The organism is Luteimonas abyssi (assembly GCF_001482195.1).
GTDB lineage: Bacteria > Pseudomonadota > Gammaproteobacteria > Xanthomonadales > Xanthomonadaceae > Luteimonas > Luteimonas abyssi.
In genome coordinates, this window is sequence record NZ_KQ759763.1 from 2,567,924 (window position 1) to 2,582,422 (window position 14,499).

Consider the following 14,499-nt stretch of genomic DNA (forward strand, 5'->3'; position numbering starts at 1 on the left):
GGCGGGCGCCCCCGCCGCACCGGGCGGGCGCCCCGCAGCGCGCTCACCCACGGCTTCGATGCGCGGCTGCGGGCGCCGCGGCCTCACCCCTCTCCGCCGCGCGCCTGCGCGTCGTCGTCGCGGGAGGCGGGCGGCGCCAGCACCAGCGCCGTGCCGGTATCGAACTCCGACAACGGGCTCTCGGCCGGACAGATCTCGTCGGGGAAACCGAACTGCGTGCGCAGATCCAGGCCGCAGGCGTTGAGCGCGTCCAGGTCGGTCCGCGGCGCCTTGCAGCGCGCGTCGAACGCCCGCGTGAACGCATCGCGGCGGATCACGAAATCCTCGCCGCACTTGCGCATCAGGCGCAGCCGATCGAGGTCGTCCTGCGCCGGGTTGACGCCGTCGAGGCCGTACAACCGCAATTCGTCGGCCGTGAGCAGGCGCAGGCTGCGGTTGGGTACGGCCATCATCAGGTCGGCCACCGCGACCGCGGCGCCGTTGCGCTCGAGATAGCTGCGTACCCGGTCGTAGACCGCGCGCAGTTCCGCATTGAGTTCGGCCCGTGTGGTCGCGGTGGAACTCATGCGGATGATGCGGTGGATGCCCACACGCCCGGTGATCAGCCGGGTGTCGCCGGCGCCGAGCACGAACACGCAAGCGCTGTGGCATGACGCGCCCTCGCGGACCCAGATCGTCCAGCGCGACTCGGCGATGAAGTCGCCGGCACGGATCGCTTCCTCGACCTGGCCACCGACCGAGGTGATGTCCAGCACACGCTTGTCCACGCCCAGCTCGTCGGCCACGGTGGCGGCGCGCTGCACCAGCGCGGTGAAATCGGGTGCGATGCGGCCGTTGTAGCGCACCCGCATCACCCCGCGCTCGCGGCAGGGCATCAGCGCCGCTTCCAGGCTCTCGCGGGTCAGATCGGCCAGCGGCTCGCCATCGCCCTGGGCGACGTAGTCCAGATCGCAGCTGATCGAGGCGTCGCCCGCCGTCAGCGGCAGGTCCGACCAGTCCACGTCCTGTTCCGGCGCGGGGGCGTCCGCCACCGCGGGCACGGCATCATCGGGTTCGGGCTCCACCGGTGCGACGCTGAAGGCCCCGCCGTCGTCCGGGCTCGTGACTGGCACGGTTTCGAGAAGGGTGTCTTCTTCCGGCGACGCCTGCCGCAGGCAGCCCATCAACAGCATGGAAGCCAGGACGGCGAACGTGGCGATGACCGGCGACCGCGGCGAAACACGCATGGACGGGAAGGACTCCGATGATGGGGGAATGGACAACCGGGCGCAGGGCAAGGCGCGGAGAACAGTCTAGGCCGAGGCATCGTGGCCGGAAGAACCGCAGGTGAATCCGGGCGCGGCGGCGCTGAACATCGATTCATGTCGGCATGTCGCGCGGCGGCGAACACTCGCCGGTGCCGATGAGCCGCTTGCCGCGTGCCGACCCGGTGTCCGGTGACGCACGCCATCGGACGCGGGCGCCATCGCCCTCGCGGCACGCCGCGTCGAACGCCCGGTATCAGGCTGCCGGCGCCGTACCGCCTGCGTTCGCATCCAGCGACGCGAACGCGCCCGCCCATGCGATCGCCTCGGCCTGTTCGCCGGCAGCGAACGTGCGCACCTCGGTGTCGGGCAGGAGACGACCCGCGAACCCGGACACGCGATCGAGCCAACCGCGCTCGGAGATCAGCGCCGCACGGGCGAACCGGTCGTACTCGCCGAGCTTGCCCAGGGCGTACCGCAGATCCTTGCCCAGCGCCTCGGCGCTCAGGCCGGTCATCGCGGTCAGGTCGCAGAACATGCCGATGCGGCGAAAGGCCGCGAGCCGGGTCTCGACCTCGGCGATGCAGCGGTCGTAGTCGTCGCCGGTCAGCTTGCCGGCGAAGCGGAAGGCGGCGACATGCGCCGGGGCGGGGATCGACTCGTACATGACGTGTTCCGGGGGAGGGACGACCGCGTCACTCTACGCCCGGCCAACGACACCGCGCATCCCTTCGCGACGTTCAGAACAGCCGGCCCAGCACCATCAGCAGGCCCACCACGGAGACGACCCAGACCAGCGAACGCACGTAGGGCACGCCGAGGGCGTACAGCGGCACGTAGGCCACCCGCGCCCAGAGATAGAGCTGCGCGCCAAGCGCCGAGGTCGCGTCGGCACGCTCCGCCCACAGCACCGCCAGGACGGCAGCGGCGAAGAACGGAAACGTCTCCAGGAAATTGCGCAGCGCCCGCTCCAGGCGTCCGGCGATGCCCTCGAGCGGCTTGGCCTGTCCGTCGCGGGCACCGGCGTTCCAGGCCAGTCCACGGACATGGGTCATCGCCGCGGCGGCCAACGCGAGCTGGACGAATCCCAGCACGACCGACCACGCCAGCATGCGCAGTTCCACAGGCAGGAGTTCCATCGGTGCGACAGGTGGCGTCCGCGTCCCGGACGTCGCCAAGCTTAGCAGCGGGCCAGGTCGCGCTGAGCGTGTCCGATCGTCCCGTTCGCGACCACGTCCTCACGTCCTGGCCCCGGCTGTCACCAGTCCAGGTACGTCGAACGACACGGTCTTGCCATCGTCCCGGCTAGGGTCCGGACACGTTCCGCCGCACGAGACGACCCATGATCTTTCGCGATTCCCGCATGTCGCTACGCCGGCTCGCCCTGGCCGGCGGCTGCGGCGTTGCCATCGCCATCGCCGGCTGCACGCCGTCATCCGAGGACCGGACCTCGGCCACCCCGGACACGACATCCGCCCCCCCGGAAGACCGCGCTACACGCGCATTGCGCCCGGTCCCGGACATCGGCGGCCATGAAGACGGCATGCCCGTGCTCGACCCGGGGGTCGACCTGGCCGAGGCTGTCGCGTTCGAAAGCCCGCTCGGGTACACCATCCTGGTGCCGCCTTCCTTCGCGATGACCCAGGAGGAGCCTTGCTGCGACCAGGCCTACGTCCGCGGCAGTGGTACGCACTTCATGCGGATCGAGCGGATCCGGCCCGACGCGGCACTGGCCGGGCTGGAAGAGGACACGGCGCTGGCCCTGTCCGCAGTGGGCCAAGCGGAATCGTTCGCCCATCCTGCGCTCGAGGGGCACGACATCGAAAGCGCGTTGCGCGCCCATGCGCCCCGGCTGAGCGCGACGACCCTCATCACCCGTGTCGGCGAAGGTCGCTACCGCATCACCCGGCATGTTCCGAGAGAAGGCGCCGCCGAGGCCGTCGAGGCCGAGATGCGCGCCATGCTGGCCAGCATGCGGACCACGGGGCCTTGGGAGGCCCCGTGAGCCCGCAGCGCGCGGATCACGGAGTCGGTCAGACCACCGCTCGCCGGTAGGTCGCGGCGTTGATGCACGCGAACAGGCTGACCAGGAACCAGCCGAACGGCAGCAACGACAGCGTGAGCAGCCAGGTGATCACGAACGCGACGCAGGCCGCGACGAACCAGCACAGCGCCGACAGCACGCGCCCCTGAAACAACTGGCCGAGTCCGGGAATGAAGAAGCTGGCGATCGCGGCGATGACATTGCCGGCAGAACCCTGTCCACTCATGGCGAATTCCTCGAATGTGAATGGGGCCAGTGTCGCGAGGGGCTCGCCATGTCGGCGTGAACGCGCCTCGCCCGTCCGCGAGCTCGTCCTCAGGAATCCGTGTCCCCCATGTCGGTCGCCTTGCGCCGTCCGGTCAGCCGCGGCAGCAGCGTGACCACGATGTAGGCGGCCAGCGTGGTGATGATCGCCGCCCACTCCTCGCCCATGCCGGCCGCCATGCCGATCGCCGCGGTCATCCAGATGCCCGCCGCCGTGGTGAGGCCCTCGACCCGCTCGCCCTTGTCGAGCTTGAGGATCGCCCCGGCACCGAGAAAGCCGATGCCCGACACGATGCCCTGCATCACGCGCGTGACCTCGGCGCCTTCGATGCCGTAGAGCAGTGGCGCGAGCACGAACAGCGCGGACCCGATCGCCACCAGGATGTGGGTCTTGAGCCCGGCCGCCCGTCCCTTGTGCTCGCGCTCCCAACCGATCAGCCCGCCCAGCACCGCGGCGGTGAGCACACGCGCCAGGATCACCGTCATCTCGCCCGCATCCGGGAGCGCGAACTCCTGCGCGAGCGCCCGACCGACCTCGTCGAGCACGCTCATGTCGCCGCTGCCCCAAGGGGATCCGCACACCGTCTGCCCGTTCCCGACATCGCATCCTCCCGAGAATGTCGGCGACGTTAGCGGCCCCGCCCGTCAGCGCCGGGTGACGGGCGCCGGACTCAGCGCGCGGCGGCCGGCTCGGGGCCCACCACCATCCACGACACCCCGAAGCGGTCCTCGACGATGCCGAAACGGGTGGAGAAAAAGGTGGGCACCAGCGGCGTCTCGACACGCCCTTCCTCGGCCAGCGCGTCGAACGACTCGCGTGCCTGCGCGTCATCGCGCACCGACAATGCCAGCGAAATCCCCCGGAATACCGCCTGCCCCTGGGCGAAGCCGTCGGACACCAGGAGGGTGGTCTCGCCGATGCGCAGTTCGCCATGCATCACCGTGTCGCCCGGCGGCATCGGGCCGCCGCCGGCGCACCCCTCGCCACCGGAATCCGTATCGGCCGGCACATCCGCGAAGCGCATGAGCGCGATCACCTCCGCGCCCAGCGCCCGGCGATAGAACGCGATCGCCTCCTCGCAGCGACCGTCGAAGCACAAGTAAGGCTGGATACGCATCACGATCGACTCCCATCGGCGAGCCGGAAAACGTCCGGCGACCTTGGGAAGACGAACAGGGCGATCCGGAATCGACATGCACCCGACGCCTTCGGGGACGCGCGTCGGGCGTTGTCGATTATCCGCGCGGTCGTTCGTCGATGACGGGACCGTGCCTCGGAACGGCCCCACCACTTCACTGGAGAACCCCATGTCCTACATCGACGGCTTCGTACTGGCAGTCCCCACCGACAACCGCGAGACCTTCATCGCCCACGCCAAGATGGCCAACAGCGTCTTCATCGAATTGGGCGCGCTCCGCGTCATGGAGTGCTGGGGCGACGACGTGCCCGAGGGGAAGGTCACCGACTTTCGCCGCGCCGTCCAGGCGAAGGACGACGAGACCGTCCTGTTTTCGTGGATCGAATGGCCCGACAAGGCCACGCGCGACGCCGCGTTCGAGCAGGCGATGAAGGATCCACGCATGACGCCGGAAGCGAATCCGATGCCTTTCGACGGCAAACGCATGATCTACGGTGGCTTTCGGCCCGTCGTCGTCCTGCCGGAACCCGGCGCTCAATAGGGGCGGCCGGTCAGGCCGCCCGTCTGAATCCGTGTTCGCTGTCAGGCCGATCCCGACCGCGAGGCGCTCGACGCATGCCTCGCGGCCGATTTCGGGGTTACCGCGTCATTCGACCCGGAATCGCGCCTGGTCGCGTCCGCGGTTGTCGCGCACATAAGAACCCGAGCTGTAACGCTCATGCGACACGTACGCATCCTTCACCGCGGCACGCGCCCGGTCCCACTCCAGAGGGGATGTGCCACGGCGCTGGCCCCAGTCGCGCGCGAGCTCCGCATCCAGCGCATCGTCCCAGGGCCGGTCCGCATGCAGGCCGCGCGCGTAGGTACCGTAGCGATAGGCGGGGCGGTAGTCCTCCAGCCTGTCGTCGGCGCCACGATACGCCGCGCGTTCGAACGTCTCTTCGAAGTAGGCGTCGCTGCGCGCATAAAGAGCGTGGGTGCGTTCGGCGCGATCCCAGGCGTCGCGCGCCGGGGCGCGGGCCTGCTCCCAGTCCAGCCGTGAATCACCTCGCGTACGATCCCATTCCGCGCGCAGCGCGGTTTCGGACTCGTCCCAACCGCGCTGCAGATCCGCCTCGCGTGCCTGCAGGCCGAAGCCGTAAGCGGCCGCGTAATCGCGGTCGTAGTCGTATTCGCCATCCACATCACGCCGCTGGGCATGCTGCTTCCGCCAGTAGGCGTCCTCGCCGGCGGGATCGATGCGCTCCGCCACCTTGCGCCCCGCGACCGCACCGGCCACCACGCCCACCGCCGCACCGACGAGCGTGCCGATCGGTCCCAGCATCGTGCCGGCGACCGCACCCGCGGCCACACCGCCCGCTGCGCCACCGACACCGGTACCGACCGGATGCGATGTCTTCGTCTGGTCGCGCGTCTCGCGCGGAGACATCTCGGAAGTCTTCATCGCCTCTACCTCGTGACATTGACCATGAGCAGTCACCGTCGCGCCTGGGCAGTGAAACCATCGTATGAAGTTGCTGACTGCGGCGACGATTGTTCAGCCGTGTGTAGGTGGCACCGACCGCCACGGATCAGAAATCCACACCCCAGCCGAACAGCAGCCCCGAATTGCCCAGCACGAACACTTCACCGCGATAACCGTTGTGTTCGAAACCGACACTGGGAATGACCGCGGGTGCCACGCCGAAACGGTTCAGCGGGATCTTGTCGCGATGCTCGCCGCGATATCCCGACAACAGGCCCGCCGTCAGCTGCAGGTAGAAGGGCGATTGGTTCGCGCCGTAGCGCTTGCCCGCGTAGGCGTAGGTGCTGCGCTGGCGGAAGGAGTTCAGGAACGTCGCCCCGCCGACGAACCATTCGGCGTCCGCGGGGCTGTAGTCGAGCGCGACCAGCCCAGGCCGCTCGTGGTGCTCGGGATCCTCACGGTAATGCATGACCCGGTGCCCGAGCGTCATCGACCAGGCCGGCTCGGGAATGTCCGCATGCGCAGGCAGTGCGACAGCGGCCGAGAGCAGGCACATCGTCGTGAGAAGCAGATGTTTCGACAGGGCTTGGCGGAAAGACAACATCGCGCCGCAGCCTAAGTGCCCGCACCTGAACCCCGCCTTCCCTGTTCCGATCGAACCATGCGCCGCGACGGCGCTCACCCGCAATGCGCGAATCGCGCGCGCCGTCAGCGGGTGAAGAACGCCGCGAGCACCAGCACGCAGAACACGCCGACGTTGAACTTGGGTTCCCAGTACGGCATGAACAGGATGGTGATCGCCAGCCAGCCCAGACCGGCGACGAATGCCAGCGCCAGCGTCGGCGTCGCGCTGAGCACCTGGGTCGCCCGCCATGCCAGCAGCACGCCCAGGATGCCGAACGCCACCTGGCCCAGGGCGAAAGCCGAATGCAGGCCGTAGTAGAGCGTCGTCTCCGGCCCGGGCGCGTGCTTTCCACGCAGATGCTGCGAGACCACGTCCACGATGAAATGCAGCACGCCCGACAGGGTCAACCAGCCGAACGCGGTGTAAAGAATGTACTTGTGCATGGATGGCGACTCCGGTTCGGACAGTCGAGCGCGGCTCGCGCCCGCCTGCACGTTTCGATCCGCTTCCGATCCCGGACCGGGAAGTCCCGTCGGCAACGTACGTCGCAGCGCTCGGGTTGAGGCTAGGGGATGCCATGCATGACCGGAATGCCTGGAACTACAGAAAACGTCGCCGTTCCTGCAGGCGCGCCGCTCCCTCACGCCGGCCCTGCATGTCAACGAGGACCGGACGAGGCCGAGGGATCGGCGACTACCGGGCCGCCGCGCTGCGGCCGAGCAGTTCCAGCATGGCGTCCGCGATCTCCGCACCGTGGGTCTCGAGGGCGAAATGCCCGCTGTCGACGAAGCGCACCTCGGCGTTCGGATTGTCGCGCTTGAACGCTTCGGCACCGGCCGGAACGAAGAACGGATCGTGCCGTCCCCAGATCGCCAACATCGGCGGCCGGTGCTCACGGAAATAGGCATGCAGCTGCGGGTACTGCCGGATATTGCTGCCGTAGTCGAGCAGCAGATCCATCTGCGGGTCCTCGCCGATGCGTGCGATCGCCGCGGAGGCCAGCTGATGGGTCTCGGGCGCGATCAACGACGGGTCCTGGACGCCTTCGGTGTACTGCCAGGCGATCATTTCGGGTGTATTGAACCGGCGCAGGCCTTCTCGGTGTTCGGCGATGGGGTCGGCCCATGCCTTGCGCATATCGGCCCAGCCCTCGCTCAGCCCCTCTTCGTAGCCGTTCCCGTTCTGGCTGACGATCGCCGTGATCTTCTCCGGATTCGCCACGGCCAGGCGCCAGCCGACCGGCGCACCGTAATCGAACACGTACAGGGCGTAATGCTGCAGCCCCTTGGCGACGGTGAAAGCATCGATGACCGATGCGACGTTGTCGAAGGTGTAGGCGAATGCCGTATCCGGCCGGACGGTGGTCTGGCCGAAACCGGGCAGATCCGGCGCGATCACGTGGTAGTCCTGCGCCAGGGCCGGGATCAGATCGCGGAACATGTACGACGACGCGGCGAAGCCGTGCAGCAGCAGAACAGTGGGCGCCTCCGGCCGGCCGGCCTCGCGGTAGAACACATCGACACCCTGCACCGGGAGCGTGTGATACCGGACTCGGGCCGGGTCGTCGGATGCCGCAGCGGAGAACGCGCTGCCCAGGGTGGCGGCCGCGGCGGCCGCCAGAAGAAGATGACGGGAGCTCATGGGGGATCCTTTTATCGTGCGAAGGGGTTCAAGTAACCTTTTTAAATGAAAATAAAGGTTACTCTGAGGCAACCCTAGCCGCGCCGTGATAACCTGTCAACACAATTTTCAGAGGTTACGAAGTGCGCAGCGACCATCCGCACGCCACCACCCCGCCGGATCCCCCCGACATCGGCGACCATCTGGCCCTGGATCTGCTCAACACCGAGGCGAGGGGTCGCGACGGCATCGTCGATCACTGGCGCACCGAAGACGATGTCCTCCGATGGCTCGCCCGGCACGAGGTCGTTCCACCCAGCCCTGCCGGCAGGGCCCCACACGATCTGCTCGCACGGGCACGGACGTTGCGGACGCATGCGCGCGACCTGATCGCCGGACGCAAGGCCAGCGAAACCGGCGAGATCGGCGACATCGGTCCCTTGAACGGGTACCTGCGCGCCTACGCCACCGCTCCCGAGCTAAGCCGCGACGACAGTGGGCGCTTGCGCCTGATCCGCGTGGCCGAGACCGATGCCACCGCATCCCTGCTCGGCCCGGTCGCCGAAGCCGTCGCCGATCTGCTGGTCGCGGGCGACTTCGCCCTGGTCAGACAGTGCGAACACCCGGACTGCATCCTGTGGTTCTACGACCGCACCAAATCCCACCGGCGCCGCTGGTGCAGCATGGCCCAGTGCGGCAACCGGCAGAAGGCCGCCCGCTTCAGGCGACAGAAGAAGGAAAACGAGGACCGCTAGACGCGCGCGCAACCGCCGTCCGGTGCCCGGCCTGATCTATCGGCTCAAAGGCCCGATCGCACCGATGAGGTTGTTGTACTCGATCTCGCCGAGCACATAGTCCCCGACATCCCAGGCCAACCCCCGGCGGCCGCCGTCCTGCTTGCTCGCGCGCACGCGCGTGATGCGGGTATCGAAGCTGCCGAACAGATCGCATTTGGCGAATTCGAGAATGACGCCGCGCAACGGCCGCTTGCCCTTTCTGGGCTTGCTCTTCTCGCGGAGGAACTGCGTCCATTCCAGGCGGCAGTTTTCGCTGTTGGCGAACTCCTGCGTATGACAGAACAGCATGACGTCGGCGGCGCGCATCGCCGTCGTATAGAGCGTGTTCCAGTCGTCGCGCCGCGCCCCGATCGGCGATGCACCGGTCGGCGATTTCATGTGGTCGCGCGTGTCCAGCGCGAGATTCACCTCGCCGGCGATCGAGCGCGACACGATCGAATCGACGTACACCTCGTCGACCGCATACAGCCCGTAGGTCTTCATCAGCCGATCGCGGAGCCAGTGCGCGAAGGTCGATCCATGGTTTTCCATGGCGAAGCTCATGAGGATTCTGCAGGTCATCGATCGCGCTCAATCGCTATGGCTGGAAGGGGGTTGCATCGTGCCCCGGGGACGCTAGCACGGCGAGCACACGCCCTTTTTTCCGGCACGACGAAATGAGAAAAAGATCACCTTCCATCGTCCTCGCCGGCGTCGGTACGCGAACGTCGCGACGACTTCCGGTACAGCGCGCGCCCCTCGCGCAGGGTCAGCCGCACATCGGCAAAAGCCGATGGGTCCCGCGTCGGATCGCCATCCAGCAGCACCAGATCCGCACGCATCCCGGGCATCACCCGCCCGGTGGCCTCGGCCTGACCGAAGCGGGCAGCCGGCGCGGTGGTCAGCATCGCCAGGATCGCCCGCCAGTCCAGCCCCGCATCAACGAGCAAGGCGTACTCGCGCCCGGTGTCGGCGCGCTCGATGTAGCCCACATCGGTCCCGAACAACAACGTGCCGCCGACGGCCGCGTAGTCGCGCACCTGCGACACCGCGGTGGTCAGCACCTGCGCCACAACGTCTGGCGGCAACCGCTCGCGTGCCAGCTCCACTTCGAACAGGCCCAGCGTGGGGATCAAGGCGACGTCGGCCGCATGCAGGCGTTCGAGCATCGTGGCATCCAGGACGCCGGCCTGGGGCGCGACGTGGGTGAGCACGTCCACGCCAGCCGCCAGCGCGACCTCAAGCCCTTCGCGGTTGGTCGGATGGGCGAATACCGGCTTACCGGCCTGCCGCGCCGCCCCGGCCACCGCCTGCGCCACCGCGATGTCCATCGCCTGGACGCCGACCTCACCCCCGACGATGGCACCGGCGAAGAGCTTGACCCCGTCCGCGCCATCGGCGATCTGGCGCGTAGCGCGCGCCGCGCCGGCGGCGGGATCGGCGACCTCGGCGCTGGGACCACCGGCCGCCTCGATGCGATCGCGGACGTAGACGGGCGTGCCATCGGCTGGAAAGAACGGCGCGCCCACGTGCAGGATCGCCGGGCCGGCCACCTCGCCGGACTCGATGCGCGCACGCACGCCTGCGGCGTCGTCCTGTAACGACGACAGATCGAACACCGTGGTGAAGCCCCAGCGCCCGAGCATCTCGGCCAGCGCCGCTTCCAGCACCTCGGGTGCACTCGGTGCGGCCCGCGACATCACCGGCGCGAGAAAATGGACGTGGCTGTTCCAGAAACCGGCGGTCAGGGTCGCACCCCGGGCATCGACCACCTCGGCATCGGCCGGCACCTCGACCGACTCCGCCGGCCCGACGGCGACGATGCGCCCCTCGCGGACCAGCACCACGCCTGCATCGATCGGATCCACATCGGGCGCGGGCAACACGCGCGCACCGACGATGGCCAGCGTGGTGGCCGCCACCGGTGTGGCTATCGCCATCAGGCCCAGCAGCAGCAATGCACTCGAAAGCGTCCGGACGGACATGGTCACCCCCTGCAATCAAGGGACAGCCTAATGCCGCGCCCGCCCGCCCGCACACGCCGTAGGTCACGGTCGGAGGAGCGCTCCGACCGCGACCGTGTCGCGTGAAATCAATCCACGCAGAGCGTCGTCGCGGTGCCGCCGTCGATCCGGGTCTGGCAACCGAACACGTTGGTGTCCACGCTGCAGGTGCCTTCGGCCATTGTGCCATCGGAGGCGCCGTCCGCCGCCAGGCACAGACCTTCGCACTGCGTACCGTCGTTGCAGGCCTTGCCCGCATCGGAGGTCGGCAACAGACATTGCTGCACCGGTGCGCGGCCGAGCTGCTTCCACTCGCCGCCACGTGCGGCGCAATCCGCCTGGGTGGTCACGTCGGTGGCCGAGGTGGCGTTGCGCGATGTCGGCTCCACCGGCGTGGCGCAGGCGACGAGCAGGCACAGCAGGCTGAAGGACAGAAGCGGCAGACGCATGGCGATTCCCCGGGGGAAGAAAGAGTGCGGCGAGTCTAGCGACTCCCCGGGGACGCACGAAGTGAACGGACCGCGCCGCCGGCGATGTCGGCGATATGGAGACCCACCGCTCGACGGGCCCGAATGCGCGACACCCGGCGCAGGGCCGGGTGTCGTGGAGAACCTGACGGTCGAGCGGACTCAGCGGATCGACGGATCCAGGCGACGCAACGCATCGCGGACATCGACGCTGCCGGTCCGGTCGATTTCCTCACGGGTGTAGACCCGCCCCCCCGCGGCGACGCAGGCGTCACGGTCGCCGCGGCTGCGGGCGTTGCGCGATGCGGTGATCCGCGAACCGGTCTCCTGGATGCAGTACGGCTCATTCGCCGCTGCACGCTCGGCACGGGTCATCCGGGCATCTTCTTCCGGTTCGGACTGCTGCGCAGACGCAGCGAACGTCAGCCCCATGAGGGCCATCGCGAGCAAAAGACGTTTCATGGATCACCTCGTGGCGATGCGATGTAGGTACGCTCACACTACGCCCTGGGGAGAGGCTCTGCACGTGATCCTGCACCATTCGTTTAACCGTTTTTTATCATTGCGATGCCGCCGCGCGTGGTCGCGCGCCGCCGGTGGCTGGGCGGCGCTGTTGTTGGCCGTGTCGGCCATGTCGGCCGCACCCGGCTGTGCCCCGGCGCCATCTCGAGCGGGCGACGCCGCGATAGCAACGGACGCGCCGGCCGGCACCGCGTCGATTCTGGTCTTCACCCGCACCGAGGGCTTCCGTCACGACTCGATCCCCACAGCGATCGCCACCCTGCGCAGCCTGGCCGACGACATCGGCGCGGATATCCTCCAGACCGAGGACCCCGCGGTCTTCAGCGAGGACATCCTGCGCACGCACGACGTCGTGGTCTTCGCCAACACCACCGGCCCGATTCTCGATCCCGCCCAACGGGCCGCCTTCGAACGCTGGCTGGCGGGTGGCGGTGCCTTCGTCGGCGTCCACTCCGCCGCCGACACCGCATACGACTGGCCGTTCTACGGCGAGCTCGTCGGCGCCTGGTTCGCGAGCCACCCGCCGGGTCTCCAGCGCGCGCAGGTGCGCTTCGAACACGACGCGGTCGAAGCCGCGTTCGGTCCCTGGGTCGTCGAGGACGAGTTGTACAACTACCGCCGCAACCCGCGTCCGCACGTCGACGTGATCGCCACATTGCAGGCACGGACCGACGACGGCGGCACGATGGGCGACGACCACCCGATCGCCTGGTGCCACGACCGCCTGGGCGGCCGCGCCTGGTACACCGGCCTCGGTCACGACGAGGCGATCTACGCCGACCCGGTGTTCCGCGCGCACCTGCTGGCCGGCCTCCGCTACGTGCTGGGCACCGCCGAACGCTGCGATGAACTGCCATCCACGCCGACTATCATGTCGCGATGAAATCACGCCGTATCCTGCTGGCCGCGCTCCTGGCCGGCCTGCTGTCCGCCTGCAACGCCCTGCCCTCGCCGGCGACCGCCGCGGCGCCGGCCGCGCCCCCGAGCCTGCTGCTGATCTCGCTCGACGGTGTGCACCCGGACATGCTCGGCCGCGGCGACACCCCGCATCTCGACCGGCTCGCCGCCGAAGGCGTGCACGCCGAATGGATGCGCCCCGCCTATCCGGCGCTGACCTTCCCCAACCACTACACCCTGGTGACCGGCTTGCGGCCGGACCGACATGGCCTGGTCCACAACGCCATGTACGACGAAGACCTGGGCTGGTTCGCGCTCAAGGACCGCGCCGCCGTGGGCGACACCCGCTGGTGGGAAGGCGAGCCGATCTGGGTCACCGCCGAACGCGCCGGCCTGCCGACGGCCACGATGTTCTGGCCCGGCAGCGAGGCGCCCGTGCAGGGCGTGCGTCCCACGCGCTGGTCGCCGTTCCAGGAAGGCCTGGCGCTCGACATCCGCATCGGCCGGGTGCTGGGTTGGCTGTCCGAGCCCGACGCCACGCGGCCGAGGCTCGCCACCCTGTACTTCGAACACCCGGACGCCGCAGGGCACGGCTACGGGCCGCAATCACCGCAACTGCGCGAGGCGCTGCGGCAGGTGGATGGCGCCCTCGGCGACCTGCTCGCCGGGCTCGACGCCCGGGGTCTCCGCGACCGGGTGAACCTCGTGATCGTTTCCGATCACGGCATGGCCGAAGTCGCGCCCGGCCACGCCATCGCGGTCGAGGACATGGTGGCCGACGAGGACGCGCAACTGGTCAGCACGGGCCAGGTCATCGGCTTCCGGCCGCGCCCCGGCCGCGAGGTCGAGGCGGCCGCCACGCTGCTGGGTCCTCATGAGCACTACGACTGCTGGACCCGCGAGACCCTCCCGGCGCGCTGGCACTACGGCACCCATCCGCGGGTGCCGCCGATCGTGTGCCAGATGCACCTGGGCTGGGACGCGATACCGCGCGCGCACCTGGCACGACGCCCGGATCACGCGCGGGGCTCGCACGGCTACGACCCGGACCGGCCGGAGATGCGCGCGATCTTCATCGCCAGCGGCCCTGCATTCCGTGCCGCGACGACCTTGCCGGGCTTCGACAATGTCGACGTCTATCCGTTGCTCGCCCACCTGGTCGGCGTTCCGCCCGCGGAGCACGACGGCGACCCCACGACCCTGCAGTCCGCGTTGCGCGATGCGGAGCCGATCCCGCACTGAGGGGCATGCCCTCCTGGAAGCGCGGATCCTTCTCCGGTGGACCGGCACCCGACGCAGGCGTCTCCCTGGAGCAGCAGCATTCGATCCTGCGCCCATCGGGCCTGGCCCACCTCTCCCGGGGCGGCGCCCCTCGCCTCCACGGCCTCAGCCGGCGGGCCTGAAGGCCATGTCCGAAAACGGCCAGTTCGTCC

Annotated in this window: 19 protein-coding genes; 5 read left to right on the plus strand and 14 right to left on the minus strand. The window is 68.9% G+C overall.

Annotation, left to right across the window (positions count from 1 at the left end):
• Positions 1-83: 83 nt before the first annotated feature.
• The 3 genes from RG19_RS10995 to RG19_RS11005 form a co-directional block, all read right to left on the minus strand.
• Complete coding sequence (locus RG19_RS10995) at positions 84-1,226, minus strand: COG3904 family protein (RefSeq protein ID WP_082672616.1); 1,143 nt, start codon at positions 1,224-1,226, stop codon at positions 84-86.
• Positions 1,227-1,500: 274 nt separating this feature from the next.
• Positions 1,501-1,911 carry a SpoIIAA family protein gene (locus RG19_RS11000; RefSeq protein ID WP_058835302.1) on the minus strand — a complete coding sequence of 137 codons (411 nt, stop codon included), beginning with the start codon at positions 1,909-1,911 and terminating at the stop codon, positions 1,501-1,503.
• Positions 1,912-1,984: 73 nt separating this feature from the next.
• Entirely contained in the window at positions 1,985-2,383 is a 399-nt protein-coding gene (locus RG19_RS11005; RefSeq protein WP_058835303.1) for an MAPEG family protein, read from the minus strand.
• A 203-nt stretch (positions 2,384-2,586) separates the two neighbouring features.
• Here RG19_RS11005 and RG19_RS11010 point away from each other — a divergent pair, with 203 nt between their 5' ends.
• Positions 2,587-3,249, plus strand: a complete 663-nt coding sequence (locus tag RG19_RS11010) for a hypothetical protein (RefSeq protein WP_058835304.1) — start codon at positions 2,587-2,589, stop codon at positions 3,247-3,249.
• A 28-nt stretch (positions 3,250-3,277) separates the two neighbouring features.
• On the opposite strand, the gene RG19_RS11015 is transcribed toward RG19_RS11010, so the two are convergent.
• The 3 genes from RG19_RS11015 to RG19_RS11025 form a co-directional block, all read right to left on the minus strand.
• A complete protein-coding gene (locus tag RG19_RS11015) occupies positions 3,278-3,514 on the minus strand; it encodes a hypothetical protein (protein WP_058835305.1) in 237 nt (78 codons plus the stop codon).
• An 89-nt stretch (positions 3,515-3,603) separates the two neighbouring features.
• Complete coding sequence (locus RG19_RS11020; RefSeq protein ID WP_202905331.1) at positions 3,604-4,104, minus strand: MgtC/SapB family protein; 501 nt, start codon at positions 4,102-4,104, stop codon at positions 3,604-3,606.
• A gap of 119 nt (positions 4,105-4,223) precedes the next feature.
• Positions 4,224-4,670 carry a VOC family protein gene (locus tag RG19_RS11025; protein ID WP_058835306.1) on the minus strand — a complete coding sequence of 149 codons (447 nt, stop codon included), beginning with the start codon at positions 4,668-4,670 and terminating at the stop codon, positions 4,224-4,226.
• 190 nt (positions 4,671-4,860) lie between these two features.
• Here RG19_RS11025 and RG19_RS11030 point away from each other — a divergent pair, with 190 nt between their 5' ends.
• A complete protein-coding gene (locus tag RG19_RS11030) occupies positions 4,861-5,232 on the plus strand; it encodes a DUF1428 domain-containing protein (protein ID WP_058835307.1) in 372 nt (123 codons plus the stop codon).
• A gap of 105 nt (positions 5,233-5,337) precedes the next feature.
• Here the strand turns inward: RG19_RS11030 and RG19_RS11035 are convergent, their stop codons facing one another.
• The 4 genes from RG19_RS11035 to RG19_RS11050 form a co-directional block, all read right to left on the minus strand.
• Positions 5,338-6,135 carry a hypothetical protein gene (locus RG19_RS11035; RefSeq protein ID WP_058835308.1) on the minus strand — a complete coding sequence of 266 codons (798 nt, stop codon included), beginning with the start codon at positions 6,133-6,135 and terminating at the stop codon, positions 5,338-5,340.
• A 127-nt stretch (positions 6,136-6,262) separates the two neighbouring features.
• The gene (locus RG19_RS18375) at positions 6,263-6,838 is read right to left on the minus strand and encodes a sn-glycerol-3-phosphate transporter (RefSeq protein ID WP_157515242.1); all 576 of its coding nucleotides are present in this window, start codon (positions 6,836-6,838) and stop codon (positions 6,263-6,265) included.
• 26 nt (positions 6,839-6,864) lie between these two features.
• The gene (locus RG19_RS11045) at positions 6,865-7,224 is read right to left on the minus strand and encodes a hypothetical protein (protein WP_058835310.1); all 360 of its coding nucleotides are present in this window, start codon (positions 7,222-7,224) and stop codon (positions 6,865-6,867) included.
• Positions 7,225-7,474: 250 nt separating this feature from the next.
• Positions 7,475-8,422: an alpha/beta fold hydrolase gene (locus RG19_RS11050; protein WP_082672618.1), complete on the minus strand. Its 948-nt coding sequence runs from the start codon at positions 8,420-8,422 to the stop codon at positions 7,475-7,477.
• Positions 8,423-8,544: 122 nt separating this feature from the next.
• On the opposite strand from RG19_RS11050, the gene RG19_RS11055 reads away from it, so the two are divergent.
• Positions 8,545-9,156: a CGNR zinc finger domain-containing protein gene (locus RG19_RS11055; RefSeq protein WP_058835311.1), complete on the plus strand. Its 612-nt coding sequence runs from the start codon at positions 8,545-8,547 to the stop codon at positions 9,154-9,156.
• Positions 9,157-9,192: 36 nt separating this feature from the next.
• Here RG19_RS11055 and RG19_RS11060 read toward each other — a convergent pair whose 3' ends face one another.
• From RG19_RS11060 to RG19_RS11075, 4 genes are all read right to left on the minus strand, one after another.
• The gene (locus RG19_RS11060; protein WP_082672619.1) at positions 9,193-9,759 is read right to left on the minus strand and encodes a toll/interleukin-1 receptor domain-containing protein; all 567 of its coding nucleotides are present in this window, start codon (positions 9,757-9,759) and stop codon (positions 9,193-9,195) included.
• Between the two features lie 107 nt (positions 9,760-9,866).
• On the minus strand, positions 9,867-11,162 hold the full coding sequence (locus tag RG19_RS11065; protein ID WP_238376625.1) for an amidohydrolase family protein: 1,296 nt from the start codon (positions 11,160-11,162) through the stop codon (positions 9,867-9,869).
• Between the two features lie 107 nt (positions 11,163-11,269).
• A complete protein-coding gene (locus RG19_RS11070; protein WP_058835312.1) occupies positions 11,270-11,629 on the minus strand; it encodes a hypothetical protein in 360 nt (119 codons plus the stop codon).
• 180 nt (positions 11,630-11,809) lie between these two features.
• Entirely contained in the window at positions 11,810-12,109 is a 300-nt protein-coding gene (locus RG19_RS11075; RefSeq protein ID WP_082672620.1) for a hypothetical protein, read from the minus strand.
• 169 nt (positions 12,110-12,278) lie between these two features.
• Between RG19_RS11075 and RG19_RS11080 the strand changes: the two genes are divergently transcribed.
• Together RG19_RS11080 and RG19_RS11085 are read left to right on the plus strand one after the other, a co-directional pair.
• On the plus strand, positions 12,279-13,052 hold the full coding sequence (locus tag RG19_RS11080) for a ThuA domain-containing protein (protein WP_058836567.1): 774 nt from the start codon (positions 12,279-12,281) through the stop codon (positions 13,050-13,052).
• On the plus strand, positions 13,049-14,308 hold the full coding sequence (locus RG19_RS11085) for an alkaline phosphatase family protein (RefSeq protein WP_058835314.1): 1,260 nt from the start codon (positions 13,049-13,051) through the stop codon (positions 14,306-14,308). The genes RG19_RS11080 and RG19_RS11085 overlap by 4 nt, the downstream gene beginning before the upstream one ends.
• The last annotated feature ends 191 nt before the right edge of the window (positions 14,309-14,499 follow it).